The organism is Burkholderia sp. B10 (assembly GCF_004368385.1).
GTDB lineage: Bacteria > Pseudomonadota > Gammaproteobacteria > Burkholderiales > Burkholderiaceae > Burkholderia > Burkholderia vietnamiensis.
On the sequence record NZ_PQMX01000016.1, the window covers coordinates 24,387 to 51,072 of the forward strand.

At 68.4% G+C, this 26,686-nt stretch carries 24 protein-coding genes; 15 read left to right on the plus strand and 9 right to left on the minus strand.

What is annotated here, in order from left to right; all coding sequences use genetic code 11:
• Positions 1 to 107: 107 nt before the first annotated feature.
• Positions 108 to 2,291, minus strand: coding sequence for an FUSC family protein (locus tag C3Y15_RS10890; protein ID WP_011882154.1), 2,184 nt, complete (start codon positions 2,289 to 2,291; stop codon positions 108 to 110).
• Positions 2,292 to 2,481: 190 nt separating this feature from the next.
• Between C3Y15_RS10890 and C3Y15_RS10895 the strand changes: the two genes are divergently transcribed.
• Complete coding sequence (locus C3Y15_RS10895; protein WP_011882155.1) at positions 2,482 to 3,435, plus strand: LysR family transcriptional regulator; 954 nt, start codon at positions 2,482 to 2,484, stop codon at positions 3,433 to 3,435.
• 139 nt (positions 3,436 to 3,574) lie between these two features.
• Here the strand turns inward: C3Y15_RS10895 and C3Y15_RS10900 are convergent, their stop codons facing one another.
• Positions 3,575 to 3,877: a DUF4148 domain-containing protein gene (locus C3Y15_RS10900; protein WP_034193520.1), complete on the minus strand. Its 303-nt coding sequence runs from the start codon at positions 3,875 to 3,877 to the stop codon at positions 3,575 to 3,577.
• A gap of 249 nt (positions 3,878 to 4,126) precedes the next feature.
• Complete coding sequence (locus C3Y15_RS10905; protein WP_011882157.1) at positions 4,127 to 5,269, minus strand: porin; 1,143 nt, start codon at positions 5,267 to 5,269, stop codon at positions 4,127 to 4,129.
• Between the two features lie 309 nt (positions 5,270 to 5,578).
• Here C3Y15_RS10905 and C3Y15_RS10910 point away from each other — a divergent pair, with 309 nt between their 5' ends.
• The 4 genes from C3Y15_RS10910 (at position 5,579) to C3Y15_RS10925 (ending at position 9,681) form a co-directional block, all read left to right on the plus strand.
• The gene (locus C3Y15_RS10910; protein ID WP_014724932.1) at positions 5,579 to 6,043 is read left to right on the plus strand and encodes a VOC family protein; all 465 of its coding nucleotides are present in this window, start codon (positions 5,579 to 5,581) and stop codon (positions 6,041 to 6,043) included.
• Between the two features lie 70 nt (positions 6,044 to 6,113).
• Positions 6,114 to 7,355: a cytosine deaminase gene (gene codA / locus C3Y15_RS10915; protein ID WP_014724931.1), complete on the plus strand. Its 1,242-nt coding sequence runs from the start codon at positions 6,114 to 6,116 to the stop codon at positions 7,353 to 7,355.
• A gap of 171 nt (positions 7,356 to 7,526) precedes the next feature.
• A complete protein-coding gene (locus C3Y15_RS10920; protein ID WP_041494290.1) occupies positions 7,527 to 8,861 on the plus strand; it encodes a chloride channel protein in 1,335 nt (444 codons plus the stop codon).
• A gap of 88 nt (positions 8,862 to 8,949) precedes the next feature.
• A complete protein-coding gene (locus C3Y15_RS10925) occupies positions 8,950 to 9,681 on the plus strand; it encodes a class I SAM-dependent methyltransferase (protein ID WP_069240189.1) in 732 nt (243 codons plus the stop codon).
• 40 nt (positions 9,682 to 9,721) lie between these two features.
• On the opposite strand, the gene C3Y15_RS10930 is transcribed toward C3Y15_RS10925, so the two are convergent.
• Positions 9,722 to 11,140, minus strand: a complete 1,419-nt coding sequence (locus C3Y15_RS10930; RefSeq protein ID WP_011882162.1) for a cytochrome c peroxidase — start codon at positions 11,138 to 11,140, stop codon at positions 9,722 to 9,724.
• Positions 11,141 to 11,242: 102 nt separating this feature from the next.
• Positions 11,243 to 12,916 (minus strand): alkaline phosphatase family protein, encoded by a 1,674-nt coding sequence (locus C3Y15_RS10935; RefSeq protein ID WP_011882163.1) that lies wholly within the window; start codon positions 12,914 to 12,916, stop codon positions 11,243 to 11,245.
• A 404-nt stretch (positions 12,917 to 13,320) separates the two neighbouring features.
• Here C3Y15_RS10935 and C3Y15_RS10945 point away from each other — a divergent pair, with 404 nt between their 5' ends.
• On the plus strand, positions 13,321 to 14,178 hold the full coding sequence (locus C3Y15_RS10945; protein WP_034193558.1) for an EamA family transporter: 858 nt from the start codon (positions 13,321 to 13,323) through the stop codon (positions 14,176 to 14,178).
• 30 nt (positions 14,179 to 14,208) lie between these two features.
• Here C3Y15_RS10945 and C3Y15_RS10950 read toward each other — a convergent pair whose 3' ends face one another.
• Entirely contained in the window at positions 14,209 to 14,682 is a 474-nt protein-coding gene (locus C3Y15_RS10950; protein ID WP_011882165.1) for an Lrp/AsnC family transcriptional regulator, read from the minus strand.
• Between the two features lie 316 nt (positions 14,683 to 14,998).
• Between C3Y15_RS10950 and C3Y15_RS10955 the strand changes: the two genes are divergently transcribed.
• The 6 genes from C3Y15_RS10955 (at position 14,999) to C3Y15_RS10980 (ending at position 19,303) form a co-directional block, all read left to right on the plus strand.
• A complete protein-coding gene (locus C3Y15_RS10955) occupies positions 14,999 to 16,384 on the plus strand; it encodes an amino acid permease (RefSeq protein ID WP_011882166.1) in 1,386 nt (461 codons plus the stop codon).
• A 46-nt stretch (positions 16,385 to 16,430) separates the two neighbouring features.
• Entirely contained in the window at positions 16,431 to 17,633 is a 1,203-nt protein-coding gene (locus tag C3Y15_RS10960; protein ID WP_011882167.1) for an amino acid aminotransferase, read from the plus strand.
• Between the two features lie 151 nt (positions 17,634 to 17,784).
• The gene (locus tag C3Y15_RS10965) at positions 17,785 to 18,183 is read left to right on the plus strand and encodes a DUF488 family protein (protein ID WP_014724925.1); all 399 of its coding nucleotides are present in this window, start codon (positions 17,785 to 17,787) and stop codon (positions 18,181 to 18,183) included.
• A gap of 114 nt (positions 18,184 to 18,297) precedes the next feature.
• Complete coding sequence (locus C3Y15_RS10970) at positions 18,298 to 18,588, plus strand: DUF1488 domain-containing protein (RefSeq protein WP_011882169.1); 291 nt, start codon at positions 18,298 to 18,300, stop codon at positions 18,586 to 18,588.
• A gap of 16 nt (positions 18,589 to 18,604) precedes the next feature.
• Positions 18,605 to 18,844 (plus strand): hypothetical protein, encoded by a 240-nt coding sequence (locus tag C3Y15_RS10975; protein WP_059454249.1) that lies wholly within the window; start codon positions 18,605 to 18,607, stop codon positions 18,842 to 18,844.
• A gap of 108 nt (positions 18,845 to 18,952) precedes the next feature.
• Positions 18,953 to 19,303, plus strand: coding sequence for a hypothetical protein (locus C3Y15_RS10980; RefSeq protein WP_011882171.1), 351 nt, complete (start codon positions 18,953 to 18,955; stop codon positions 19,301 to 19,303).
• Between the two features lie 55 nt (positions 19,304 to 19,358).
• On the opposite strand, the gene C3Y15_RS10985 is transcribed toward C3Y15_RS10980, so the two are convergent.
• From C3Y15_RS10985 to lhpI, 3 genes are all read right to left on the minus strand, one after another.
• Positions 19,359 to 20,138 carry a helix-turn-helix domain-containing protein gene (locus tag C3Y15_RS10985; RefSeq protein ID WP_011882172.1) on the minus strand — a complete coding sequence of 260 codons (780 nt, stop codon included), beginning with the start codon at positions 20,136 to 20,138 and terminating at the stop codon, positions 19,359 to 19,361.
• 17 nt (positions 20,139 to 20,155) lie between these two features.
• Complete coding sequence (locus C3Y15_RS10990) at positions 20,156 to 20,563, minus strand: response regulator transcription factor (protein WP_014724922.1); 408 nt, start codon at positions 20,561 to 20,563, stop codon at positions 20,156 to 20,158.
• 197 nt (positions 20,564 to 20,760) lie between these two features.
• Positions 20,761 to 21,696, minus strand: a complete 936-nt coding sequence (gene lhpI, locus C3Y15_RS10995) for a bifunctional Delta(1)-pyrroline-2-carboxylate/Delta(1)-piperideine-2-carboxylate reductase (RefSeq protein WP_059461060.1) — start codon at positions 21,694 to 21,696, stop codon at positions 20,761 to 20,763.
• Between the two features lie 262 nt (positions 21,697 to 21,958).
• On the opposite strand from lhpI, the gene C3Y15_RS11000 reads away from it, so the two are divergent.
• From C3Y15_RS11000 to C3Y15_RS11015, 3 genes are all read left to right on the plus strand, one after another.
• Positions 21,959 to 22,696, plus strand: a complete 738-nt coding sequence (locus C3Y15_RS11000) for a GntR family transcriptional regulator (protein WP_014724920.1) — start codon at positions 21,959 to 21,961, stop codon at positions 22,694 to 22,696.
• Positions 22,697 to 23,203: 507 nt separating this feature from the next.
• A complete protein-coding gene (locus tag C3Y15_RS11010) occupies positions 23,204 to 25,735 on the plus strand; it encodes a transglycosylase domain-containing protein (RefSeq protein WP_165487638.1) in 2,532 nt (843 codons plus the stop codon).
• A gap of 556 nt (positions 25,736 to 26,291) precedes the next feature.
• Positions 26,292 to 26,621 (plus strand): DUF4148 domain-containing protein, encoded by a 330-nt coding sequence (locus C3Y15_RS11015; protein ID WP_069246493.1) that lies wholly within the window; start codon positions 26,292 to 26,294, stop codon positions 26,619 to 26,621.
• The last annotated feature ends 65 nt before the right edge of the window (positions 26,622 to 26,686 follow it).

Sequence of the window (26,686 nt, forward strand, 5' to 3'; positions counted from 1 at the left end):
TGCCTAAAGATTAATCACCGCGGGTGTAGAGCTTATTTCCAATCGCAACAAGGGTGAGGTTGCGTGCGCATCGATCGCCGTCGCAGCCGACACGGTTTCCGCCGCCTTCAGCCGTAGTGACGATTGAACGGCGCATCCTTGTCCAGCAGCGCGCTGCGGAGGAAGTGCAGGCAGCCGATGATGCGCTGCATGCGGTGGCGCTCGTCGGGCACCGCGTACCACGCATGCAGCGTATGCTGCGCGGCGCGGATCGCCAGATTCACCGATTTCAGCGTGCGGGCGTGGTGACTTGGCGTCGGATCGTCGAAGAAGCGCGGCAGCTCGTGCAGCACCGCGTCGACCGATGCGGTCCAGTGCAGCGTCTGCGGCGGCTTCGTTGCGCAGAACTCGTTCATCTCGTCGCGCAGGTCGATGACCGCGTGGCCGACCTCGAGCGTCGACAGCATCCAGCGCAATGCAATCCGATGCTGGCGCGTGCGCTTCACGAGCAGCGTGCGCAGCTGCGCCATCAGGTCATGCGTGCTCGACTGGAACCGCGCGGCGAGACCTTCGCGCGTGTCTTCGCAGGCGAGCGTGACCTGGCGGCGCAGATCGTGCGCGATGCGCGACGTGAGCCACGGCATGTGCGTCGGAAACACGACCGCGAACATGATCGAGCAGGCGAGCAGCGCGACGACGACCGCGACGCCGTTGTTGATCAGCAACTCGGGCGTATACGAAATCGCGTTGTCCGGCCCGGCCAGCAGACAGAAGAACACCGCAAACCCGATCCCGTAGCCGGACAGGCCCGGTCGCATCGCGAGAAATGCGCCGAGGCCGAGCACCGGCGTGAGCGCCGCGCACAGCAGCGGAAAGCCGTCGATGTTCGGATAGACGTAGCACAGGCACACGTAGCCGACGGCCGTCGCGAACGCCGCGCCGACGCTCATCTGTGCGACGAATTTCGGCGCGCGCGGCGACGTCGAGCTCAACGCGCACGCGATGGCCGTGGAGATCACGGCCAGCGAACCGCTCGGCCACTCCGACGCGATCCAGAACGCGCTCATCGCGCCCACGGCGACGAGCGTGCGCAGGAACGCGAAGCCGACGAAGAACGAATTCGTCTTCACCGCGTAGTGCGTGACCGAGCGCTCGAACGCGTGATCGTCGCGGTCGAGCGACGCGTTGGTGTCCGCATAGCCGAGATACTCGCCGATGAAGCGATACATCAGCTCGATCGCGGTATCGAAATCGAGCAGGCCGCCGGCCGCATGATCCTCGATCGCGCGGCGCGACGCGCGTGCGGCCTTCGGCAGCGCCGCGTGGAAGCGGCGCAGTTCCAGCAGCGCGCCGGTCGTCGTCGTGATGCCGCGCTGCCGCTCGTCGCGCAAGGCGGCGATCCGCTGCGCGAGGCCGTCGAGGTGCGGCGCGATCGCACCGAGCACGGCGTCCGACTGGTTCACGCGCAGGCGCTTGATGAGCTGGTGCAGCGCGTGCAGCCGCGTGCAGGCGTTCATGAACTCGCTGTTCAGCCGCGCGAGCCGGCGGCTGCGTGCGCGAATGTGCGGGTCTTCGAACGATGCGAACGCACGGTTCGCCTCGAAGCCGACGATCTCGTCGACGAAGTCGGCGAAGCGCCGTTCGAAGTCGCCGCGCGCCAGCTCGCCGGACAGCGCGCTGGCCGCGAACGAGGCGAACTTCACGCGACGCGCGGCCAGCGAGCGCATCAACGCCTTCGCGGAACTGAGCGGCAGGATCAGCGCGCTGACCGCACCCGAGCAGGCGATCCCGAGCGCGACTTCGGCGGCGCGCGTGAGCGCCGACTGGAACAGCGTCTGCGGCGTCATCACCGCGGGCAGGCCGATCAGCGCGGCCGTGTAGCCGGCGAGCACGAAGCCGTACCAGCGAAAGTGACGGTTGCGCACCGCGAGCGCGATGCAGCTGCCGATCCACAGCGTGATGCCGGCCATGTACAGCTCGGGCTGCTGCGCGAACAGGCCGCCGAGCGCCAACGCGGCCACCAGGCCGGCCGCCGTGCCGAGCACGCGGTAGAAGCTCTTCGCGAACACCATCCCCGACAACGGCTGCATCAGCACGAACACGGTGGTCATTGCGGTGCGCGGCTGCGACATCTCGAGCCGCATCGCGATGCCCATCGCGAGCAGCGCGGCGAGCACGGTCTTGGCGAGGTGCAGCCAGATCAGCCCGTCGCTCGTCGCCCAGTCGCGTGCGGCTTTGCCGAGCGGATCGAGCCAGGTGCTCCATCGTGGCGGTTCGATGGGAGGTTGCTCGATCGCAGGTTGTGGCTTCATGAAAAGGCAGGGGTCCGTGCGGTGCCGTCGTGCGGCCGAACAGGACCAGTCGACTGATGAGGCACCGATTGTAGGAGCGCCGCGCGTGTGCATTAACGCAGTTGCAGGGAAACGATAGTTGCTGGCGTGGCAACAATCTGTCGCACCCGCTGGAGGAAAATGACGGCTCTGCTACAGGTGGCTTACAGGAATGGATACGCTACAAAACATGCGCGTGTTTACGCGCGTGGTCGAGACAGGCAGTTTCACTGCCGCCGCACAATCGCTGAACTCGACGACGGGCGCGATGTCGCGCGCGGTGTCCGAGCTCGAAGCGCGGCTGCGCACTCGTCTGATGAATCGCTCGACCCGCCGCCTTGCGCTGACCTCGGCCGGCGAAAACTATTTACGGCGCTGTCGCCAGATTCTCGCCGACGTCGATCGCGCGGAGGAGGAGGCGAGCTGCGCGCATGAGCGCCCGGCGGGCGTGCTGCGCATGCACAGCTTCGCGAGCGTCGGCCATCACTACGTGATGCCCACGCTCACGCGCTATCACGCGCAGTATCCGGACGTGTCGATCGAACTGTCGCTGTCGCAGCGGATGCCCGACCTGTTCGACGGCACGAGCGACATGGCGGTCGTGACCGCGTCGTCGCTGCCCGATTCGGAACTCGTGTCGCACCTGCTCGGCTCGACCTTCAGCATCCTGTGCGCGTCGCCCGAATACGTGACGCGCCACGGCGCGCCGGAGCATCCGACCGATCTCGGCGCGCACGCGTGCCTGACGCTCTGCACGCCGGCGTTCCCGACGCACGAGTGGGTGCTCGAAGGCGCCGACGGCGTCGAGCAGATCCATGTCGCCGGGCCGGTGCAAACCAACACGGCCGAGTCGCTCGCGCTCGCGATCCGCGACGGCCTCGGCATCGGCATGCTGCCGCTGTATTCGGCGATCGACGCGTTGCAGGACGGCACGCTCGTGCGCGTGTTGCCGAGCCACATCCTGCAGAAGATGAACGTGTATGCGCTGTATCCGTCGCGCCGTTTCGTCGACGCGAAGGTGCGCACCTGGGTCGAGATGCTGCGCGCGCAGGTGCCGGGGATGATCGCGCACGACGTCGAGATGCTGCAGGCGATCGCGCGCGAGAGCGAGCCGCAGGAAGCCTGAGCGTGCTGCACGAGCGGCGAACGCCTGCCCTGTGTGGGTTGCGCGGCTCGCATCGCTTGCGGGGCGTCGTGTAGAAGCCGTGCGCCGTGCCGCGCCCGCATGATGCGTATCGTGCGGGCGCGGCGTCGTTTGATGCGCGTTACAGCGAAGGCTTCGCCGCCACGCCCGATTCGGTCGCGCCGCCTTCGGCCGGGCCGTACGCGCGTTGCGCCGCATCGCGCGCGGCGAGCCGCTTGGCCGCGAGGCGCTGCTGGGCGGCCATGAGATCGTCCGGGTAGTTGCCGGCGTCGCCGAGTGCCGGGTTGTAGCCGACCGATTCGAGATCGTAGAGCTCCTGAAGCACCTGCGCGCGCGTGACGGGCACCTTGGCCGACTGGGCAAACGACAGGGCCGGAGCGACGAGCAGCACGGCAGCGGCGGCGGTGACGACGAGCGATTTCACGAGATTCTCCTGTACACGGGGTGAGGCCGGTTCGACGATCGCGATGCATGATCGCAATGCGATTCGATCCATGGATGCCAGTCTATTCAGCGCACGCAGGCGCAAAAACCCCGATTCCAGGCAGGCAGCTTCTCAGATGGAACAACATTCTCGGATGCAGCATGAATGAACGCCGCCCGCGTCGGATGAACCGGCCGGTCAGGGCAGGTTCATCGTTGCGGGCGGCGTTCAGATCAGACGAATCGACGCTCAGAAGCGCGTGCGCATGCCGATCGTGCCGACGATCTGGTTGGCGGTGGTCGATGCGCCGCCCGACGTGTTGATGAACGCCTGGTAGCCGCGGCCCGATGCGTGCTGATACATCGCTTCCGCGTACAGGTCGGTGCGGCGCGACAGCTTGTAGACGGCCTGCAGGTCGACCTGGTGCCACTTCGGATCGGTGCCGTGCTTGCTGTCCGGATTCGACACGCTCGCGTCCGTGTAGACGTAGGCTGCGCCCAGGCTCACGGCCGGCGTCACCGCATAGCGCACGTTCAGGTCGTAGTTGTTGAACGCGACCTGGCCGGTCGAGCCGAACGAACCCGAGTTGTCATACTGCGAGCGCGTATAGACGAAGCCGACGGTCGCCGGGCCGAACACGTAGCTGAGGCCGCCGCCGTACGAACGCATGCGGTCCGCGCCGACCGACCAGCCGCCCTGGCTCAGGCTCTTCGCTTCCGCGACGTCGGTCGCGCCCGGGCTCGCGCTGGTCGAGCCCTTGGTGCCGTTCATCTGCAGGTACGCGCCGGCGACCTTCAGCGGGCCGTTCGTGTAGCTGGCCGCGAAGCTGTAGGCGCGGTTGCTGCCGAAGTTCGTCGCGTTCGAGAAGCCGTACAGCGCGCCGACCTTGAACCCGGCGATCGTGTCGCTCGTGTACTTGACCGCGTTGTTGATACGCACCGAGTGGTTCAGGTTGTCGTTGTCGAACGGATGCGCGAAGCCCGTGTCACCGAAGTCGCCGGACGTCGCCGACAGCGGCGCGACGAAGTCGACCATCGTGTCGTACTGGCGGCCGAGCGTCAGCGTGCCGTAGCCGGCTTCGCTCAGGCCCACGTATGCGTGCCGGCCGAACAGCTTGCTGTCCTGGCCGAGCGCGCCGTTGTTCACGTTGAAGCCGTTCTCGAGCACGAACAGCGCCTTCAGGCCACCGCCGAGATCTTCGGAGCCCTTCAGGCCGAAGCGGCTGCCGTTGATCGTGCCGCTCGTCATGCGCCAAAGCGATGCGCCGCCCGCGTTGTTGGTATAGGCGATGCCGGCGTCGATCAGGCCGTACAGCGTGACCGAGCTTTGTGCATGGGCGAGCGGCGCGAACAGCGCGGTCGTGCATGCGGCGGCAACGAGGGTTTTCTTCATCTGACAGCTCCTGCGTGTGGATGGATGACCAAAGTTCGGCGCAAGTTTAGGGGCGCGCGCGCCCGATTCGCGCGACGGCCGTCCGGAGACACTGTTGCGAGTTACGCAAAAGTGTGTCACACGGAGTTCACAAATCGCTGCAGCCGCGGAACCATACGCGTTTTCGTCACCGATGCGCTCCGCAAGACGCCGGCTGGGTGTGCGGCGTGTCGCAAATCGACAACATGCAGGCTCGCCGGTGCGAGCAGTTGATCGGCGCGCGGCGCGCATGGACAATGCACAGGCCCATACCGAGATCCGGAGATTCCGATGGTCACGCCCCGCCGACCTTCCCTCAGCAGCGCGCTGTGCTATCGCGACCCGAAAGGCGCGCTGGACTGGCTGGAGCACGCGTTCGGCTTCGAGCGCGCGATCGTCGTCATGACGCCGGCCGGCGACATCGCGCACGCGGAAATGACGTTCGGCGACGGTCTCGTCATGGTCGGCGGCGCCTGGGCCGACTGCATCGCGTCGCCGGAGGACACCGGCGGCCGCAATACCCAGCACGTCCACGTGCATCTTCCGGACGACGCCGACATCGACGCGCACTGCGAGCGCGCGCGTGCGGCCGGCGCCGAGATCCTGCAGCCGCCGGCCGATCAGTTCTACGGCGACCGCACGTATCGCGCGCGCGATCCCGGCCGGCACGTATGGACCTTCGGCAAGCACGTGCGCGACGTGACGAACGACGAAATGCGCGCGGCGACCGGCCTGACGATCCACACGTTCCATTGAGCGCGACGCGGCATCTCGCTCACCCGTTCCCACCCGCGGCCCGCTGCGGCCGCTTCACGCCTGGACCCACATGAACGTCATCAATGCGCGCCTGCGCGGCCGCGACGGCCTGTTCACGATCGGCATCGACGCCGACACGATTACCCGCATCGACGCGCAGCATGCGCCGCTCGCGCCCGGCCACGCCGACGACGTCGACGCGGGCGGCCGGCTCGCGATCGCGCCGCTCGTCGAGCCGCACATTCATCTCGATGCGGTGCTCACGGCCGGCGAGCCGGCCTGGAACATGAGCGGCACGCTGTTCGAGGGGATCGAGCGCTGGTCCGAGCGCAAGGCGACCATCACGCACGACGACACCAAGGCGCGCGCGCATGCGGCGATCGGCATGTTGCGCGATCACGGCATCCAGCACGTGCGCACCCACGTCGACGTCACCGACCCGACGCTCGCCGCGCTGAAGGCGATGCTCGAAGTGAAGGAGGAGGCGCGCGGGCTGATCGATCTGCAGATCGTCGCGTTTCCGCAGGAGGGCATCGAGTCGTTCGACGGCGGCCGCGCGCTGATGGAGCAGGCGATCGACCTCGGCGCGGACGTGGTCGGCGGGATTCCCCATTTCGAGAACACGCGCGAGCAGGGCGTCAGCTCGATCCGCTTCCTGATGGAGCTGGCCGAGCGCACCGGCTGTCTCGTCGACGTCCACTGCGACGAGACCGACGATCCGCAGTCGCGCTTTCTGGAAGTGCTCGCGGAAGAGACGCGCGTGCGCGGGATGGGCGCGCGCGTGACGGCCAGCCACACCACCGCGATGGGCTCCTACGACAACGCGTACTGCTCGAAGCTGTTCCGGCTGCTCAAGCGCGCGGGGCTGAACTTCGTGTCGTGCCCGACCGAGAGCATCCATCTGCAGGGCCGCTTCGACACGTTTCCGAAGCGGCGCGGCGTCACGCGCGTCGCCGAACTCGATCGCGCCGGGCTGAACGTGTGCTTCGGACAGGATTCGATCAAGGATCCGTGGTATCCGCTCGGCAACGGCAATATCCTGCGCGTGCTCGACGCCGGCCTGCACATCTGCCACATGATGGGCTACCAGGACCTGCAGCGCTGCCTCGACTTCGTCACCGACCACGGCGCGACGACGATGCATCTCGGCGAGCGCTACGGGATCGAGGTCGGGCGGCCGGCCAGCCTCGTCGTGCTCGACGCCGACAGCGACTACGAAGCGGTGCGGCGGCAGGCGAAGGCGACGCTGTCGGTTCGCCACGGGAAAATCATCATGCGGCGGGAGCCCGAGCGCATCACGTATCCGGCGTGACGCGTTCGGCGCGGCGCACCGCGCCGCGGCTTCGTTTCCCCGATATAGTCATGAAGCGCATGAGTTGATTCGAAAAAGACGTTTGCCTCATGATCGGCCGGCCCCTACGATGCGTTCCTGACAGCGGCGCGCATGGTGCGCGCCGCGGCGTCGATCCTGACTCGCCTGCCCATGCGCCCCGATCTGCCGTCCGCCCCCACGCCTGTTTCGCCGCCCGCCAGCCCGTTCGCGCGGATCGCCATCGTCACGGTCCTGACCGGTATCGGAGCCGGCTTCGGCGGGATGCTGCTCGCGCTGCTGCTGCATGCGATCCAGCACGTCGCGTACGGCTACGACCTCGCGCATGTGATCGGCGCCGAGAGCTTTCTGACCGGCGTGACGCGCGCCGAGCCGCTGCGGCGGGCCGGCGTGCTGATCGTGTGCGGGCTCGTCGCCGGCGGCGGCTGGTGGGCGCTGTACCGTTACGGCCGGCCGCTCGTCAGCATCCGGCGCGCCGTGCGCGCGGCCGATCCGCGCATGCCGTTGGTCAGCACCACGGTTCATGCGCTGTTGCAGATCGTGACCGTCGCGCTCGGCTCGCCGCTCGGCCGCGAGGTCGCGCCGCGCGAAATCGGCGCGCTGCTCGCCGGGCGGCTCGCGCAGCGCGCGGGGCTCACGCCCGCCGACTGTCGGCTGATGGTCGCGTGCGGGGCCGGCGCCGGCCTCGCGGCCGTCTACAACGTGCCGCTCGGCGGCGCCGTGTTCGTGCTCGAAGTGCTCGTCGGCACGTTCGAGCTGCGCGCGCTGGTGGTGGCGCTCGTCACGTCGGCGCTCGCCGCGGCCGTCGCGTGGCTCGGCCTCGGCAACGAACATCAGTACACGGTGCCGCCGTTCGTGCTGAGCACGCCGCTGGTGGCGTGGTCGATCGTCTGCGGGCCGCTGTTCGGCTTCGCCGCGTACGGCTTCGTGCGGCTCACGACCCGCGCGCGCGCCGATGCGCCGAAGGGCGCGTGGCTGCCGGTGCTCGCGCTCGTCAACTTCGCGGTGATCGGCTTGCTCGCGATGCGCTTCCCGCAACTGCTCGGCAACGGCAAGGGGCCGGCGTCGCTCGGTTTCGACGGCACGCTGACGGTCGGCCTCGCGGCCACGCTGCTCGTGCTGAAGGTGCTGATCGAAGCGGGCAGCCTGCGCGCGGGCGCAGAGGGCGGGCTGCTGACGCCGGGGCTCGCGAACGGCGCGCTGCTCGGCGTCGTGCTGGGCGGGTTGTGGAGCGCCGTGTGGCCGGGCGCGTCTATCGGCGGCTGCGCGCTGGTCGGCGCGACCGCGTTTCTCGCCGCGTCGATGCAGATGCCGATCACGGCCGTCGTCCTGCTGCTCGAATTCACGCGCGCGAATCACGACAGCCTCGTGCCGATGCTGCTGGCCGTGGCCGGCTCGCTCACCGCATACCGGTTCGCGCAGCAGCTCGCGCAACGCCGGGCGAATGCGGTCGCGGCGGTGGGCGTCGGCGCGACGGCGGCTCGCTAGGGGGCGTACGCAGCGCATCGCCGCGCATGCGCCGGCCGCGCGCCGTTCAGGCAGAATCGGCATTCCGTTTCCTGCCGATGGACTCCGCATGACCGATCCGAATCAGCCGTGCGCGCGCGACGCATACGCGAGCTTCGCGCAACGCTACGCGGACATCGCGCCGACCAAGGCGCACAACGCGCTGTACGAACGCCCGGCGTCGCTGGCGCTGCTCGGCGACGTCGCCGGCCTCGCGGTGCTGGACGCCGGCTGCGGCCCCGGCATCTGCAGCGAGCACCTCGCGCGCCACGGCGCGACCGTCCACGCGTTCGACATCACGCCCGAGATGGTCGCGCTCGCGCGAGCGCGCTGCGCCGGGCTCGCGGTCGAGGTGGCGCAGGGCGATCTCGCGGCGCCGCTCGACTGGCTGCCCGAGCGCGCCTTCGACAAGATCCTGTGCTCGCTCGCCTTCGACTACGTGCGCGATCTCGCCGTGCCGCTGCGGGAATTTGCGCGCGTCGCGCGGCCGGGCGCGACGCTGGTGTTCTCGATGGCGCATCCGATGCGCGACTGGATGGACGAGCGTACGCGCGGCGACGGCACGTACTTCGAAACGAGCCGGTTCGGCTTCCACTGGTCGGGTTTCGGCGAACCGAAACCCTATGTCGAAGCGTGGCGCCGGCCGCTGGCCGAGATACTGAACCCGCTCGCCGACGCCGGCTGGCGGCTCGACCGCTTCGTCGAACCGACGCCGCTGCCGCAGATGAAGGCCGTGTCGGAACGGCTCCATGCGGAGCTGTCGCGCTCGCCTGCATTCCTCTGCATCCGCGCGCGCCGCTGACGCCGCCGACGCCACATGTGCGGTCGGCGTCGTGCGCGGCTTACTTCTGCGGCGCGTCGGTCAGCGTGCCGAGGAACGCCTCGATGTCCTTGATGTCCTGCTCGGTCATCGCGGGCCGGTCGCCGGGCTTGCGGTCGAACGGCGCATCGGTCACGTCGACGTTCGCGCGGTATTGCGGCGGAATGTCGTCGTATTCGTCGACCTTGCCGTCCGCGCCGCGCGGATAGAACTTCTGCGGCGCGATGCTGCGCTCGTTGTAGAACGCCATCACCTGATCGAGCGTGTGGAACACGCCGTTGTGGAAGAACACCTGGCGCGTCGCCGCGTTGCGCAGCGTCGGCGTGAGGAACATCCCGCAGTACTGCGTCTGGTCCTTCAGGTCGTCGCGGAACGGCCCGCACACGCCGAGATCGTGGAACGCCGGGTTGCGGTTCGCCGCGAGCGCGCGGTTGCGCGGCACGCCGAGCGCCTCGTACTGGTAGTCGGTGAACATCGGCGGCAGGCCGTCCTTGCCCGGCTGCGACAGATGGCAGCCGGCACAGTTGGCCTTGGCCGGATCGTTGAAGAGCCGCAGCCCGCGCAGCTCGGTCTGCGTGAGGCGCGCGCGGCCTTCCAGCCAGCGATCGTACTTGCTGTCGTACGGATGGAACGACCGGTCCTCGACCTGGTATCGCGCAATCGCGAACATCGCCTCCGATACGACGAGCTGCGAGCTCGCGAACACGCGCGGGCCGAACAACTGCTCGAAGCGCGCGCGATGCGGCGACTGCGCGAGCTTGCGCGCGACGTCGTCGATGCTCGCGTTGGCCATCTCGACCGGGTTCAGCAGCGGCCCGAACGCCTGCTGCTGCAGCGTGTCGGCGCGGCCGTCCCAGAACATGCCGCCTTGCGGCACGAGTTGCGGCGCGGCCGCCGTGCCGGCCACCTTCTGCGCCTTGACCACGCCGGCAGCCGACGCCGCCTGCTGCGCGACGCTCGGCGCCGCGTCGTTTTCGCCCGCATCGGGGCCGATGCTGAAGTTCGGCTGCCGGTACAGATACATCAGCGACGGCGGCGGGCGGTAGCCCTGCTGCGTCATCGTGAGGCCGCCGGGCTGCACGTCGAGCGCGTTCGGCGGCCCGTAAGCGCGGTCGGGGCTGTGGCACGACGCGCACGACTGCTTGCCCGATGCCGACAGCGACGGATCGAAGAACAGCGCGCGCCCGAGCTGCGCGACCGCGGACAGCGGCTGCACGGGCGGCCGCTGCAGCACCACGGGATGCGGATTGGCGCCGGTCCAGTTCGCGACGACCTCGCCGATCGCGGCCGGCGTGCGCGCCGGAAACGCGACCGCGAAGGCGCCGTAGCCGAGCACGGCCGCGGCGAGCACGAAGGCCGCGCGGCGCAGCACGCGGGTGGGGGAGCGCGGCGCGGCGGCGCCGGGCGTGTCGGGGGACGGGTACGCGGGACGAGCTGTCATGCTGTGGGTCGAGGCGGTCGGGCGCCGCACGCGGCGGCGCTTGAAATGGAAACGGCCGGCGCGCGATGCGCCGGCCGACAGAGGCCGGTCAGGCGGTACCGGTCAGTTCGCCGGCGCCGCGCTCAGCACGGTGCCCTGGGTCGGATCGAGATACAGCGGCGCCGTGTTCGGCTTCGACGAGAAGTCGAACAGCCCGCGCAGGTCGCCTGCGACCGCATCGAACGAGCCGCCGCCGATGCGCTGGCCGCCGAGCCAGTTGTCCTCGATGAAGCGCAGGACCGATGCCTGGTCGATCAGCGTGTGGTCGACGTAGTTCTGCTTCGCGTACGGCGAGATCACGACCAGCGGGATGCGCACACCGGGGCCGCAGCGGCCGTTCACGGTGCTGCCGTTCACGCCGGTGGTGCCGCCGGAGCCGCACTTGCCGTTGCCGTTGAGCTGGTCGACCGCGTCGGACGACGCATGGGTCGGCGGCGTGTACACGTGGTCGTACCAGCCGTCCGAGTCGTCATACGTGACGATCACGGCCGTGTTCTGCCAGTCCGGCTGCTGCTGCAGGAAGTTGACCACCTTCGTCACGAACGCCTGCTCGTCGAGCGGGTCCGAGTAGCCGGCGTGCGCGTCCTGTGCAGCCGGCGCCTTCAGGAAGCTGACCGACGGGAAGTTGCCTGCCTTCACGGCCGCGAAGAAGTCGTCGCTGTCGTACTGGTGGTTCGCCGGCTCCGCCGTCTTGCCGTCCGTCTGGACGCTCGAGCCGATCGCCGCGATCGAGCTCGGCCGCGTGTGCTGCGGGTTCGACGTCGACGCGTAGTACTGGAACCAGTTGTGATGCGGGATGTAGTCGGCCGTCGCCGCGTTCACCGCCGTCGCGACCGTGCTGCGCGCGCAGCCCGTCGTGCCGTTGCCGTTGGTCGTCGACAGGTTGAAGCCGCCCATGAAGCCGCCCCACGTGATCTTCGCGGCGTTCAGCAGGTCGCCGATGTTCTTGCCGCTCATCATCGCCTGGTCGGTCGTGCTCGAGCACACGTCGTAGCCGGGGTCGACGTCGTTGATCATCGTGAGGCCGCCCTGGCCGTCGTTGATGTAGTACGACGTGGCCGCGAGCGTCGACGGCTGCTTCGACGTCTTGACGATCTGCATCCCGTTGGTCTGGCCCGCGATCAGGTTCAGCGCGCCCGGCGTCGACGGGCCGTAGACCGTCGTGTACGCGTTGTCGCTCATCGAGAAGCGCTGCGCGTAGTTCCACAGTGCCGTGACGGTGTTGCCGTCGAAGTAGCCCATCACCTGGCCCTTCGTGCCGAACGCGCCGGCGCCGCCCGCCGACGCCTTGCCGGTGTATTTCGGGAACAGGTCGGCGAGGCCGTTGTCCGCGGCCAGCTGTTCGGCCGTGTACGCGTGGTTCTGGTCGGCCGTGGCGGCCTGTGTGCGATCGAGGCGGAACGGATTGGCCGCGTCGGTGCCGTTGGCGGTGTTCGTGAAGTTCGGGTTCGCGGTGAGCAGCGTGCCCGTCAGCCCGTTGATCGACGGCGTGCCGGCCTTCGCGGTGAACGCCGGCTCGCCGGCCGGGTTCGTCGCGTTCGGGTAAGTGCCGAAATAGTGGTCGAACGACACGTTTTCGCCGTAGATCACGACGACGTGCTTGATCGGCGTGGCGGTCTGCAGCGCATCCTGCGACGACACCGCGGGCGTCGACGAGGGACCGTCGCTGCCGCCGCAGGCGAACAGCGCCAGTGTGGCGCCGGCGCAGGCGGTGACGAGCAAGGCTTGACGAAACATCGGGAAACTCCAGGTAGGTTGTTCGACGAAGGAGCGCCGCTGCGTCACCGGGTCGGTTCGGCGCGGCGCTCGTGGTAGAGCCCCGGCATTGAAACAGCTTGGTATGAAGATATGGGGGCGGAGCGGTTTCGCGATCATTGCGTGCCGGTATCGATTCCATTACGCCGCGCGCCGATGCGAAAGACAGTGGAAAGGAACGGCGCGCGTTCAGGCGCGTGCGATGACGGCGGCGGCATGTGTCGGCATCGCCGAGGCCCGCCTCGTGCGCCTCCTGCGTCGCGCGGCCGGTCGCTCATTCGGCGAAGCCGGTCCGCAAGCCTTTTTTGACAAGCCCGGGACGGATTCTTACGATGATCGGCCTGCGGCGACCCATTCCGCGTCGCTGCCGTCAGCGAGTGTCCAACGTGCCGATTCCCGTCCTGTTCGCCGTCCTGTGTGCCGCCTTCCTGCATGCGTCGTGGAATGCGCTGGTGCGCAGCAGCGGCGACCGGCTGCGCTCGGCCACCGTCCTGCAGATCGCGATCGGGTTGTTCGCGCTGCTGTTCCTGCCGGCCGCCGCGCCGATCGCGGCCGCGAGCTGGGCGTGCGTCGTCGCGTCCGCGGCGATTCACGTGGTCTACACGCTGCTGCTGGTGCGCGCGTACGAGCACGGCGACCTGAGCGTTGCGTATCCGGTCGCGCGCGGCACCGCGCCGCTGCTCGTCACGCTCGGGGCCGCGGCGTTCGCGGGCGAGCGCCTGAGCGCCGGCGCTCAATGCGGACTCGTCCTGATCTGCGCGGGCATCATGGCGATCGGCCTCGAGCGGCGCGCGGGCGCGGCGCACCGGATGAAGCAGGTGCTGCCGATCGCGTTCGCGACCGGCGTTTCGATCGCCGCGTACAGCGTCGTCGACGGAATCGGCGTGCGGGAAAGCGGCAGCACGATCGGCTATGCGGCGTGGACGTTCGTGCTGACCGGGGCGCTGATGGCCGCGTACTACCGGCTGCGGGCGGGGCCGCTGCGGCTCGCGCAGAATCTCGCCGACACCGCGAAGGCCGCGTGCGGCGGCGTGTTCGCGGCGCTCGCCTACGCGATCGTGATCTGGGCCATGGCGCGTGCGCCGATGGGGCCGGTGTCCGCCTTGCGCGAAACGAGCGTGGTGTTCGCGGCGCTGATCGCGCGCGTGTATCTCGGCGAGCGGCTGACGCCGCGTCGCGCGGCCGGATGTGCGGTGATCGCCGGCGGCGCGCTGCTGATCAGCGCGTTCGAAGCCGTGCGCTGAGCAAGGCGGCCCGCGCTGCGCGGCAGAGCATCAGGTTTCGACCGGCATCGCGCTCGTGCATTTGATTTCATCGAGACAGACGCTCGAATGCACGCCGCTCACGCCGGGAATCCGCATCAGCGTCTCGAGCAGGAACGTCGACAGGCCTTTCAGATCGCGCGCGACCACCTTCAGCACGTAGTCGATATCGCCGGTCACCGAAAAGCATTCCTGGATCTGCGCGAGATCGGACACGAGCTTCTGGAATTTCGACAGGTCGCGGATATGCCCGCGCTCCATCGTGACGTGCACGAACGCGGTGACGCCGAAGCCGAGCGTGTCCGGGCACAGGCGGGTTTCGTAACGGCGGATCGCGCCGATCTCCTCGAGGCGCCGATGGCGCCTGAGCGTCTGCGCGGGCGACAGGCCGACCGCCTTCGCGAGATCGAGGTTCGACGCACGGCCGTTCTCCTGCAGCACCGCCAGCAAGTGGCGATCGACGCGATCGAGAACCGGTTCAGGCATTTTTGTTTCCTCATCTGTCTCCCGCGTGCAATCTTATCTCATAATGTAGGGTTTGCATGAGCGGGTTACGCAACCCGATTTCGCGGTCGCGACGCTAAACTGACGCCGGATTTTCGCGTACGGCCGCGACCATGCGGGCGATGGCGGCCCTCCGCGGCAGGTCCGGCGGGCCTGCGGACGAAGGGGCGCCGCCGCGCGAAGATCGCAGTCCCCAACCCGGCGCCTCCACGAACGGTGGCCGGCACAGTAAAACAGCGCCCGGCACACCGAGGCGCGCCGCACCGCTTCGGGCGGAGGCGGACAGAACGGAGAAGACATGGTTTCTGGAAACGAGAAGGACGGCCTGAAGCGGGGGCTGAAGAACCGGCACATCCAGCTGATCGCGCTCGGCGGCGCGCTCGGCACGGGGCTGTTCCTCGGCATCGCGCAGACGATCAAGATGGCCGGCCCGTCCGTGCTGCTCGGCTATGCGGTCGCAGGTGTCGTGGCGTTCTTCATCATGCGCCAGCTCGGCGAGATGGTCGTCGACGAGCCGGTCGCTGGTTCGTTCAGCTACTTCGCCGACAAATACGTCGGCCATTTCACCGGCTTCCTGTCCGGCTGGAACTACTGGGTGCTGTACATCCTCGTCAGCATGGCCGAGCTGTCGGCCGTCGGGATCTACGTGCAGTACTGGTGGCCGGGCGTGCCGACCTGGGTGTCGGCGCTCGTGTTCTACGTCGCGATCAACCTGCTGAATCTGGCGAGCGTGAAGTCGTACGGCGAGACGGAATTCTGGTTCTCGATCATCAAGGTCGCGGCGATCGTCGGCATGATCGGCTTCGGCGGCTGGCTGCTGGTGAGCGGCCACGCGGGGCCGGAAGCGAGCATCGCGAACCTGTGGCAGCACGGCGGCTTCTTCCCGAACGGCGTGTCGGGCCTCGTGATGTCGATGGCGGCGATCATGTTCTCGTTCGGCGGGCTGGAGCTGATCGGCATCACCGCGGCCGAGGCCGACGATCCGAAGCACAGCATTCCGCGCGCGACCAACCAGGTGATCTATCGCATCCTGATTTTCTACATCGGCGCGCTGGCCGTGCTGCTGTCGCTGTATCCGTGGGAGAAGGTCGTCACCGGCGGCAGCCCGTTCGTGCTGATCTTCCATGCGCTGAGCAGCAACCTCGTCGCCAACGTGCTGAACGTGGTCGTGCTGACGGCCGCGCTGTCGGTCTACAACAGCGGCGTGTACAGCAACAGCCGGATGCTGTTCGGGCTGGCGACGCAGGGCAACGCGCCTAAGGTGCTGTGCTCGGTGAACCGGCGCGGCATCCCGCTCGCCGCGCTCGGCGCGTCGGCGCTCGCCACCGGCGTCTGCGTGCTGGTCAACTACTTCATGCCCGGCAAGGCGTTCGAGGTGCTGATGGGGCTGGTCGTGTCGGCGCTCATCATCAACTGGGCGATGATCACGCTGATCCACCTGAAATTCCGTCAGGCCAAGCGGATCGCCGGGGAGCAGACTTCGTTCCGCAGTCTCGGCTATCCTTTCACGAATTATCTGTGCTTGGCGTTCATGGCCGGCATTCTGGTCGTGATGTACCTGACGCCCGATCTGCGCCTGTCGGTGTACCTGATCCCGGTCTGGCTCGCGGTGCTCGCGATCGGGTATCGCTTCCGCCAGAAGAATGCCCGCTATGCGCTCGGCGACGGCGCATCGGCGCGCTGACGCAGGCCCGCACCCGATCACTCCTACGAACCAGACCGACATAGCCATGTTCGAACACATCGACGCGTACCCGGGCGACCCGATCCTGACGCTCAACGAGAACTTCCAGAAGGATCCGCGCGACCAGAAGGTCAACCTGAGCATCGGCATCTATTTCGACGCCGACGGCCGGATTCCGGTAATGGCCGCCGTGCGCGAGGCCGAAACCGCGCTGCAGCGCGACGTCGGCCCGAAGCCGTATCTGCCGATGGTCGGCCTCGCCGCGTACCGCGACGCGGTGCAGGCGCTGGTGTTCGGCGCCGATCACCCGGCGCGGGCGGCCGGCCGCATCGCGACCGTGCAGACGCTCGGCGGCTCGGGCGCGCTGAAAGTCGGCGCCGATTTCCTGAAGCGCTACTTCCCGGACGCGCAGGTGTGGCTCAGCGATCCGAGCTGGGAAAACCACCGTTTCATCTTCGAGCGCGCCGGCTTCACGGTGAACACCTACCCGTACTACGACGCGGCGACGGGCGGCCTGAAGTTCGACGCGATGCTCGCGGCGATCGACGCGCTGCCGGCGCGCAGCATCGTGCTGCTGCATGCGTGCTGCCACAACCCGACCGGCGTCGATCTCGACGAAGGCCAGTGGGAGAAGCTGATCGACGTGATCGAGGCGCGCGAGCTGCTGCCGTTCGTCGACATGGCGTATCAGGGCTTCGGCGCGGGCCTCGACGCCGATGCGTTCGCGGTGCGCGAGCTGGCCCGCCGCGGCGTGCCGGCGCTCGTCGCGAATTCGTTCTCGAAGAACTTTTCGCTGTACGGCGAGCGCGTCGGCGCGCTGAGCGTCGTGTGCGAGGATGCGGACGCGGCCGAGCGCGTGCTCGGCCAGCTGGCCGGCGCGGTGCGCTCCAACTACAGCAACCCGCAGACGTATGGCGCGAAGCTCGTCGCGACCGTGCTGAACACGCCGGCGCTGCGCAAGCAGTGGGAGGAGGAGCTTGCCGCGATGTGCCGCCGGATTGCGCGGATGCGCCAGGCGATCCACGACGGCCTGCGCGACCACGTGAGCGGCGAAGCGCTGACGCGCTACGTGAAGCAGCGCGGGATGTTCACGTACACCGGGCTGACCGAGACGCAGGTCGACGCGCTGCGCGACGTGCACGGCGTCTACATTCTGCGTTCGGGCCGCATGTGCGTGGCCGGGCTGAACGATTCGAACGTCGGCATCGTCGCCGATGCGATCGGCAAGGTGCTGAAGAGCGGCGTCTGAGGGGCGTCTGAGGGGCGTCCGAGCGGCGTCCGGGCACGCCCGATCGTCCTGACGAAACCGGCTGTCTCCCGCGCGGAGGCAGCCGGTTTTTTGTTGTGCGGCGCGGGCGCGGCAGTACGATACGGAATCGAATCCGTAGCAAAGGAGCGGCATGGCAATTCGAATCGTACGGCTCGGCACGCCGCGGGCGGCCGGCGAGGGCACACGGATCGGCACGGTGCGGCGGCCGCCGCGCGGCGTGCCGAAGGCGGAATTCGCGTCGCGCGACTACTATGACGTGTGGCTGCCGACGCTGTCGCCGAGCGCGGAGCTCGTGGCCGACGCGCAGGCCGCCGAGACCGACGCGCAGTGGCACGCATTCGCGCGCCGGTTCCGCGCCGAGATGGCGCACGGCGACGCTTCCAAGGTGCTCGACCTGCTCGCCGCGTTGTCGGCGACGAGCGCATTTTCGATCGGCTGCTACTGCGAGGACGAGCGCCGCTGCCATCGCAGCGTGCTGCGCGAACTGCTCGAGGCGCGCGGCGCGACGATCGCTTCGGACGCCGACTGAGCCCATGCGGCGGCGTGATCGGGCACGGCGGCGGCGCGCGCTGCGGCCCGGTTGACGTGGGTCAATCGGACGGTGGCGCGGGCCGTTATGCTCATGGCTTGAATCGTCCCGACGATGACAGGCGCACAAATGCAGATAGCCTTTCCACCGGAACCGCCCGAGTATCGCGGGCGTGACCTGGTCGTCGCGTTTTCGGCGCGGGTCGACGGCCACGGCGTGCCGTGCGCGATCACGGCGGAAGCACTGGAAGACCATTTCGGTGCGCGCTCGCTGCTCGAGCGCGACTTGCTGGTTGCATTCGAAGCACACCGGCCGGCGATCGAGGCGATGGCGGCCCGGATGCTCGCCGAAATCGGCGGCCGGCCGGTGTTGCTGCACAGCGGCCACTTCCGGATGGCCGACTGACACTGCAGGAGGGCGCATGACACTGCAAGGCACGATTCATGAACGCGACTGGTCCGTCGAGATCGAGACGCGGCAATGCGAATCCGGCGGATTCCGCTGCCGCGTGACGGTCGAGCACGGTGCCGGGCCGAAGCACTTTCATCATACGTTCGAGCACAGTCATGCATATCCGACCGAGCACGAGGCGGCGATCGAAGGGCTGCGGGCCGGAATGACGTGGATCGAAATGAAGGCGGCGCAGACATTCAGCGTGTGAACCTCGCGCGCCGATCGTGTGTGGATCGATTGCCGGATTCGGCAACAGGCGGACTTGTAGGACAGGCAACGTGGTCGACCAGCGTGTGACCCGTCAGGAGGGAGCAACATGGGCGTGGGCATGCAGATCGTCTGCGTCGGATTCGCGGGTTCGGCCGCGCTCGAAGCTGAAGCGGGCGCGCAACTGGTGCGGCTCGAGCGCTTTCACGCGCGGGTCGACGAATGTCGCCTGGCGATCGAATCGCGCGCGACGGGTGACGACGCGCTGTACGACGTACGGCTCGAATTGCTGATGAACGGCCGTGCGGTGGCGCCGGTGCCCGCCTGCAGCGGCGTCGACGTGAACGAAGCGATGGGGCGTGCGTTCGCCGCGGCCGAGCGGGTGTTGTCCGCGGGGCACGCGGACGATCCGCTGTCGCCCGCATTGTCGGCGGCCGAGACGGGCACCGCCGCGCACTGACGTGCGACCCGCACCGGCACGCGCTGGAGCGCGCCGGCGCCGCACGCGCGACCGGTTACACCTGCGCGAGCGCCGGCGCGTCGATGATCCGCACGCGCTTGCCGCGCGTTTCGATGAGCGCGTCGCGATGGAAGCGCGAGAACATCCGGCTGACGGTTTCGAGCTTCATCCCGAGATAGCAGCCGATTTCTTCGCGCGTCATCCGCAGGTTGAACTCCGACGCCGAGTAGCCGCGCGCCTCGAAGCGTGCAGACAGATCGAGCAGGAAATGCGCAACGCGCTGTTCCGCCGACATCGTGCCGAGCAGCAGCATCTGGCTCGATCCGCGCACGATCTCGCTGCTCAGCATCTGGTAGATGAAATGCTGCATCGACCTCAGCTCGCGGCACGCGGCCTCGAGCGCGGCGAACGGGATCACGCACACGACGCTGTCCTCGAGCGCGATCGCGTCACAGCAATGGTGTCCATGGCCGACGCCCTCCATGCCGAGCGTTTCCCCTGCGATCTGAAAACCCGTCACGTGTTCGCGGCCGTCGCGATGCATCATCACCGTCTTGAACGAGCCTGCGCGCACCGCGTACAGACTGTGGAACGGATCGTCGGTGCGAAACAGCGTGTCGCCCTGGCGCACCTGTCGCGTCGCGCAGATGATCGCGTCGAGCCGGCTGTACTCGGCGGCGGTCAGTTGCGGCGGCAGGCACATCGAGCGCATCACGCAGGCCGAACAGCGGACTGCGCAATGCTTCGCGCCGTCGTGACGCGTGGACGCGGGAAGCGGAACGTTCGGCCGGGGCGCGATGGCGGGATCGGCGGCGCAGGCGGTGGCTTGATGCATGAGTCACTCCGGCTCGGTCAGGGCTGGTGCGCGCGAGCGTGCACCAGCGATTCGATCACGTGGCACGCGGCGTCGAATTCGACGGTCTTGTCGAAGAAGTAGTCGGCTCCGGCCGTCGCGCATGCCTTTCTGAATGCGGGCGCCGAATGATTCGTCAGCACAATCGTGACGATGCGCGGCACGGCCTTCGACAGCGCGCCGATCAGATCGAGGCCGCTGCCGTCCGCGAGGCGCAGATCGACGAGCACGACGTCCGCGTGCGTGCCGCGGATGTGCGTCAGCGCATCCTGGCCGTCCTCCGCCTCGCCGACGACCACGACGCCGCGAATCGCGCCGACGAGCAACGCGATCCGTTGCCGGACGGCATTCGCGTGGTCGACAAGAAACACCCTGAGCGCGGCGGCGGGTGGCAGGCTGGCATTCATCCGGCCAGTATCGTGTTGCGCCGCCGAAAAGGAAATCGGCCGAACTGGAAGTTTTTGTAGGGGAGTTCGGCGCGTTGTAGGGCGTTTCCTACAACGCCGTCGGGGAATCGGCAGTGCGGCGGGGCGTGCAGCTGGTCGTCCAGCTGGTCGTGCGGTCGGCGGCGCGGCGCTGCCGGGAGCGTCGCGCCGCCGTCGAATCAGCCGCGCTGGCGCGCGTCCAGCGTGTCGCGTGCCGTGCGGCACGCGGCCAGATCCCACGCGGCGCAGCCCACGGTCTTGAACAGCAGCGGCCCGCTGCGCTCGAATGCGCCGCGCAGCACGTCGGCGAGCGACGCGACGCGCTGCCAGTCGACCTGCGCGACGATCAGGTCGCCGGCCTCGTGGCGCGCGCCCGCCGGATCGTCGACCACGAGCCGGCTCGCGCGTACCGTGTCGGCGTCGATTTCGGCGGCGTCCGCGGTGAATGCGCCGACCCCCACCACGAGCCGCCCTTCGCGCGCCGCCTCGCGATAGACGGGCGTGCGGCTCGTCGTCAGCGTGACGACGACGTCGATCGCATCGGGAATCGCGTCGCCGTCGAGCGGCGCGAGCTGCGGCGCCTGCGCGCGATGCGCGGCGCAGAACGCCGCGGCGCTGCCCGCGCGCGAACCGCGCACGTGCAGACGCGCAGCGGGGAAGATCGCCGCGAGCGCCTCGGCGTGATTGGCCGCCTGCTTGCCGGTGCCGATCAGCAGAATGTCGCGCGGTGCCGCGCCGTGCAGCGCCTGGATCCCGAGCGCGGTGACGGCTGCCGTACGGCGGCCGGTGACGGTCGGGCCGTCGAGCACGAAGCGCAGCGCGCCGGTCGTCGCGTCGTACGCGCTCACCTGGCCGAGGATCGTCGGCAGCCCGCGCGCGGCGTTGCCCGGGCATACGTTCACGAGCTTGTGGCTTGCCAGATCGCGCGCGCTGGACGGCATCGACAGCATCACGCCGCCTGCCTGCAGCGGCACGACCAGGCGTTCGGGGCTGACGATTTCGCCTGCCGCGTAGTCGGCGACGGTCTGCGCGAGCGTGGCGAGCAGCGCCGGGTAGTCGAGCAGGGCGGCCGTTTCGGCGGCGTCGAACGAGGGGATCGGGCTGGCAGCGGTCATGGTGTGGGTCGGTATGGTGGTGAAGTCGGTGGGTGCATGCTGCGCGTGCTGCAGTCGGCGGCCCGTGCGGCGAGCGGCAATCGCCATTGTGGATCGAATCTATACCAATTTGGCGGCATCCGGCAAGCTGGAAGGTCGGCATTTCGCTGAATTTGGTTCTAATATCCGTCCAGATGGGTCGTTGCACCTGTTGGCGCCGATGCCGCTCCGGTATAGTGCGAACCCGTTCCAGACCACGCCCGGCCCAGGGCAGGAGCCGCAGATGATGTCCGCACGTCCCGAATCGCCCGAAGCCGGTTTCCGGCCGTTGCAGATCTACGAACAGGTCGCGGAGAAGATCCGCGACGAGATTCGCGCGGGGCGTTACGCGGCCGATTCGCGGTTGCCGTCGGAGCGCGAACTCGCGGCGCTGTTCCAGGTCGGCCGGCCGGCCGTGCGCGAAGCGCTCGGCGCATTGCAGAACGAAGGGCTGGTCGTCACGAAGCGCAATTCGGGCACCTACGTGGTGGCGGCGCCGCTCGACGTGCTCGCGCAGCGCGGCGATGCGCGCGACGCGGCCGATGCCGACTTCAGCCCGACGTCGACGCTCGACGTGCGGCTGATCCTCGAGCCGGCGATCGCGCGTCTCGCGGCGGCCCAGGGCCGCGCCGATCCCGTCGCCGAAGGCTATCTCGCGCAAATGGAAACTATCGCGGACATCGACGACCCGCACCAGCGCGCGCTGTGGAACGACAGCGACCGGCTGTTCCACCGGCAGCTCGCGTTGATGACCGGCGACCCGTTGATCGTGAAGATCGCCGACGAAGTCGCGAAGACGATGGATCAGCCGTTGTGGAAGCGTCTGAAGGACGACGGCATCTACGATGCCGGCCGGATCCGGCTGTACGTGTCGGAACATCGGCTGATCTACGAGGCGATCGTGTCGGGCGACGCCGATGCGGCTGCGTTCTACGTCGAGCAGCACATTCGCCGCGTGCGACGCGACATCGCGCCGAAGTAGGGTGGCGGTGGCGGTTTGGTTCTGAGCGCGACCAAAGGCGACGCACATCGGGCGAGGCTGGTCGGAGGTTGACCGGGTTTATGGTGGATTGGCTCGATACATAACCAATCGCCGGGCCACCTTATCGGCGGCCCGGCGTTTGGCCCATCCGAGCCACGGCCGTCGCGCGCGGCATCCACGCAGCAATTCGCCGTGACGGCGCCGCCGATCGGCGCGGCACGCGCGCTGAATGCGGCGAACCGGCTAAACCAGCTAAACCCGCCGAAAGCGCCGAAAGCGCCGAAAGCGCCGAAAGCGCCGAATCCGCCGAATCCGCAGGCAGCACCGACCGCGCCCGCTTGCCGTCTCCCCGACGCATAGCGCAGCTTCCCACTGCGCACACCCGCCTTTTTCGACAAGAAATCACCCGCGGAACCCCGCCAAACGGGCGCCGCCCGGAATTGCGCCCGACTTTTGGTACGATGCAGCCTTTCCAGCAGATCCCCCACCCGCGTGAATCGCCGAAACGTGTCGTCAGTGCGTGAGCTCCTTGCCAAATGGGCCGCGCGCGCCCAACCCGTCGCGGCCGCTGCCGCCGTGCCCGTCAAGCGCGTACTGGCCAGCGCCTGGCGCCATCTCCGCCATCCGACGCGACGCGGCGCGTTGCGCGCCGCCGCCGCCGTGCCCGTGCTGTTCCTGCTCTACGTGCTCGCGCTGATACCGTTTACGCCGGGCATCGGCGACATCCGCAAGGCGCGCGTCGATCAGCCCGCGCAGGTGCTGTCCGCCGACGGCAAGGTGCTCGCGGAATTCAAGCCGTCGAACCGCGAATGGGTGTCGCTCAAGCAGATCTCGCCGCACATGGTCGACGCGCTGATCGCGACCGAGGACCATCGCTTCTACGAGCACCACGGCCTCGACTGGAAGCGCACCGCGTCGGCGGCGCTCCATACGTTCTCGGGCGATCGCCAGGGCGGCTCGACGATCACGCAGCAGCTCGCGCGCAACCTCTATCCGGACGAGATCGGCCGCGCGCCGACGCTCACGCGCAAGGTAAAGGAAGCGATCACCGCGCTGAAGATCGAGGCCGTGTACAGCAAGGAGCAGATCCTCGAGACCTACCTGAACACGGTGCCGTTCCTGTACAACGCGTACGGCGTCGAGATGGCCGCGCGCACCTATTTCGACAAGTCGGCCGACGAGCTCGACGTGCTCGACGCCGCGACGCTGGTCGGGATGCTCAAGGGCAACAGCTACTACAACCCGGTGCTCAATCCGGAGCGCGCGCTGCAGCGGCGCAACACGGTGCTCGCGCAGATGGTGAAGTACGGCAAGCTGTCGGCGGCGCAGTTCGCGCAGTTGCAGCGGCGGCCGTTGCGCATCGACTTCGAGCGTCAGAAGGAGCCGCCGGGGCCGGCGCCGCACTTCGCGCAGCAGCTGCGCAAATGGCTGATCGGCTGGGCCGACCGCAACGATTACAACATCTATTCGGATGGGCTGATCGTGCGCACGACGATCGATTCGCGGCTTCAGCAGATCGCGACGCAGGCGCTGACGCAGCAGGCGAACCAGCTGCAGGGCATCGCGAACAATGCGTGGAGCGGCAGCGACGGTTGCGGCACGGACAACGAGGTGTTTCGCACCTTCATGCGCGAGTCGCCCGAATACAAGGCGGCGCAGGACGCCGGCAAGAACGACGCGGCCGCGATGAAGCAGCTCGCGGCCGACCGCGGCTTCATGCGCGCGCTGTGCAAGGCCAAGACCGACGTGCAGGCCGGGTTCGTCGCCATCGATCCGCGCGACGGGCAGATTCGCGCGTGGGTCGGCAGCCGCGATTTCACGAGCGAGCCGTTCGATCACGTCGCGCAGGCGCGGCGTCAGCCCGGCTCGACGTTCAAGCCGTTCGTATATGGCGCCGCGTTCGCGAGCGGGATGACGCCCGACGACACCTTCATCGACCAGCCGGTCGAGATTCCGCTGAAGGGCGGCGAGATCTGGCGGCCCAACGACGATGTGCCACCGTCGGGCAAGCCGATGACGTTGCGCGATGCGCTCGCGCTGTCGCGCAACCGGATCACCGCCCAGGTGATGGAGAAGGTCGGCCCGGCGGCCGTCGCGCGGCTCGCACGCGACATGGGCGTGCGCGAAAGCCCGCTCGAGCGCGTGCCGTCGCTTGCGCTCGGCACGAGCCCGGTGACGCTGAAAGAGATGGTCGCGTCGTACGCGACGATTGCGAACGGCGGGCTCTACACCGAGCCGCAGATGGTGACGCGCATCGAAAACCGGCAGGGCGACGTGCTGGCCGAATACGCGCCGGCGCCGCCCGAACGCGCGCTCGACGGCGAAACCGACAAGACGCTGCTCGACGTGATGCGCGACGTCGTCACGCGCGGCACCGGCAGCAGCATCCGCACGCGTTTCGGCGTGCGCGGCGACGTCGCCGGCAAGACCGGCACCACGCAGGACAACGCGGACGGCTGGTTCATTCTGATGCAGCCGGGACTCGTGGCCGGAGCCTGGGTCGGCTTCGACGACGGTCGCGTGACGCTGCGCAGCGACTATTGGGGGCAGGGCGCGCACAGCGCGCTGCCGATCGTCGGCGAGTTCTTCCAGCGGGCGCAGCGCGCGCGGATCGTCGATGCGAAGCTGAAATTCGATACCGAGCCGTCGCCGGGGTGGTTCGCGTCGGTGCGGGAGCGCGTGACCGACCTGTTCGACGGCTGGTTCGGACCCGAGCCGAAGAAGGCGCCGACGCGCGTCAGGACTCAGCGTATCGAGCGGCAACCCGACGCCGATGCGGCCGCGGCTTCGGCGGCCTCTGCAGCATCGGCGCCGGAGGCTGCGTCCGGCGGCATCGTCGAGCAATGGATTCCGGCATCCGAGGTGGCCGCATCGGCGGCCGCGATGTCGGGCGGCGCGTCGCAAGCACCGGTCTTGCCGCCGCCGGCAGCCGGCAGCGCGGGGAACGCGGGCGGCGCCGGGCCGGGTGCGGCATCGGGCGTCGCGCCTGGGCCGGCGCCGGCGCCTGCGTCGCCGGAGAGCGCCAGCAGTTCGCAATGAGCTTGCGATCGGCTGTCGCGCCTGGGGCGATGCCTGGGTCGGTATCACCGGCAATCCGCAGTAACCGGACGTTCGGTTTTGGCGCGATGCTGCCGTAATCACGTTGTCGCGACAGTTCACGCGGCCACGCCGCGCCTTTCTGATGCGGCCCCATCACTGATCACGTCGCGCTCGCGCGCGACGAGGTGCCGCTTCGTTTCGATATATGCGGATGCAGACGACGCTGCGTGATCCCGCGCAGCAGCAGTCCTGTTCGATCGCTTCCGGTCCGTGCGCCAGCGCGATGACGAAGCGCCCGTCGCAACCGAGCACGGCGCCATGTCGGCAGCAACGCGCACGAGGTCTGACGAACGCGCTTACCGACCGCGATTGCGCGCGAATGTGTGGGTAATCATCTGAAGATTCCGCTGAAACGCCCGAGATTGTACAGATGCCGTCAACAGTGAATTTGCGATTTAAGTATTTACCCTGATAGTCGCGCCTCCTAGACTTCCACTCATGCGCAACGACTACCGAGTCCGAAGCGCCCGACAAAACAATCTGGAGGTAACGCATCATGAAATCGCTGATCCAAGCAGTTGCATTGGCCGCGCTGGTCGCCGCACCGGTCGTGTCGTTCGCTCAATCGAACCAGCAGCCGCTGACGCGTGCGCAAGTGCGTGCGGAACTGGTCCAGCTCGAAAAGGCCGGCTACAACCCGAACGACTGGATGAACTATCCGGACAACATCCAGGCTGCGCAGGCGAAGATCGCCGCTGCTCGCGACACCGGCGCACAGGCTGACGTCAGCGGTTACGGCGCGAATTCGGTCGCGACGTCGCAGTCCGGCCGTCGCGCAGTCGTGCCGGTCGCGACCGATCGCTCGTCGGTCTACTTCGGCCACTGAGCCGTTCGTCGCCACGCGGCCGCCGGCCGCCGCGCCGGCTGCATCGACAAACCCGCACTCGCCCT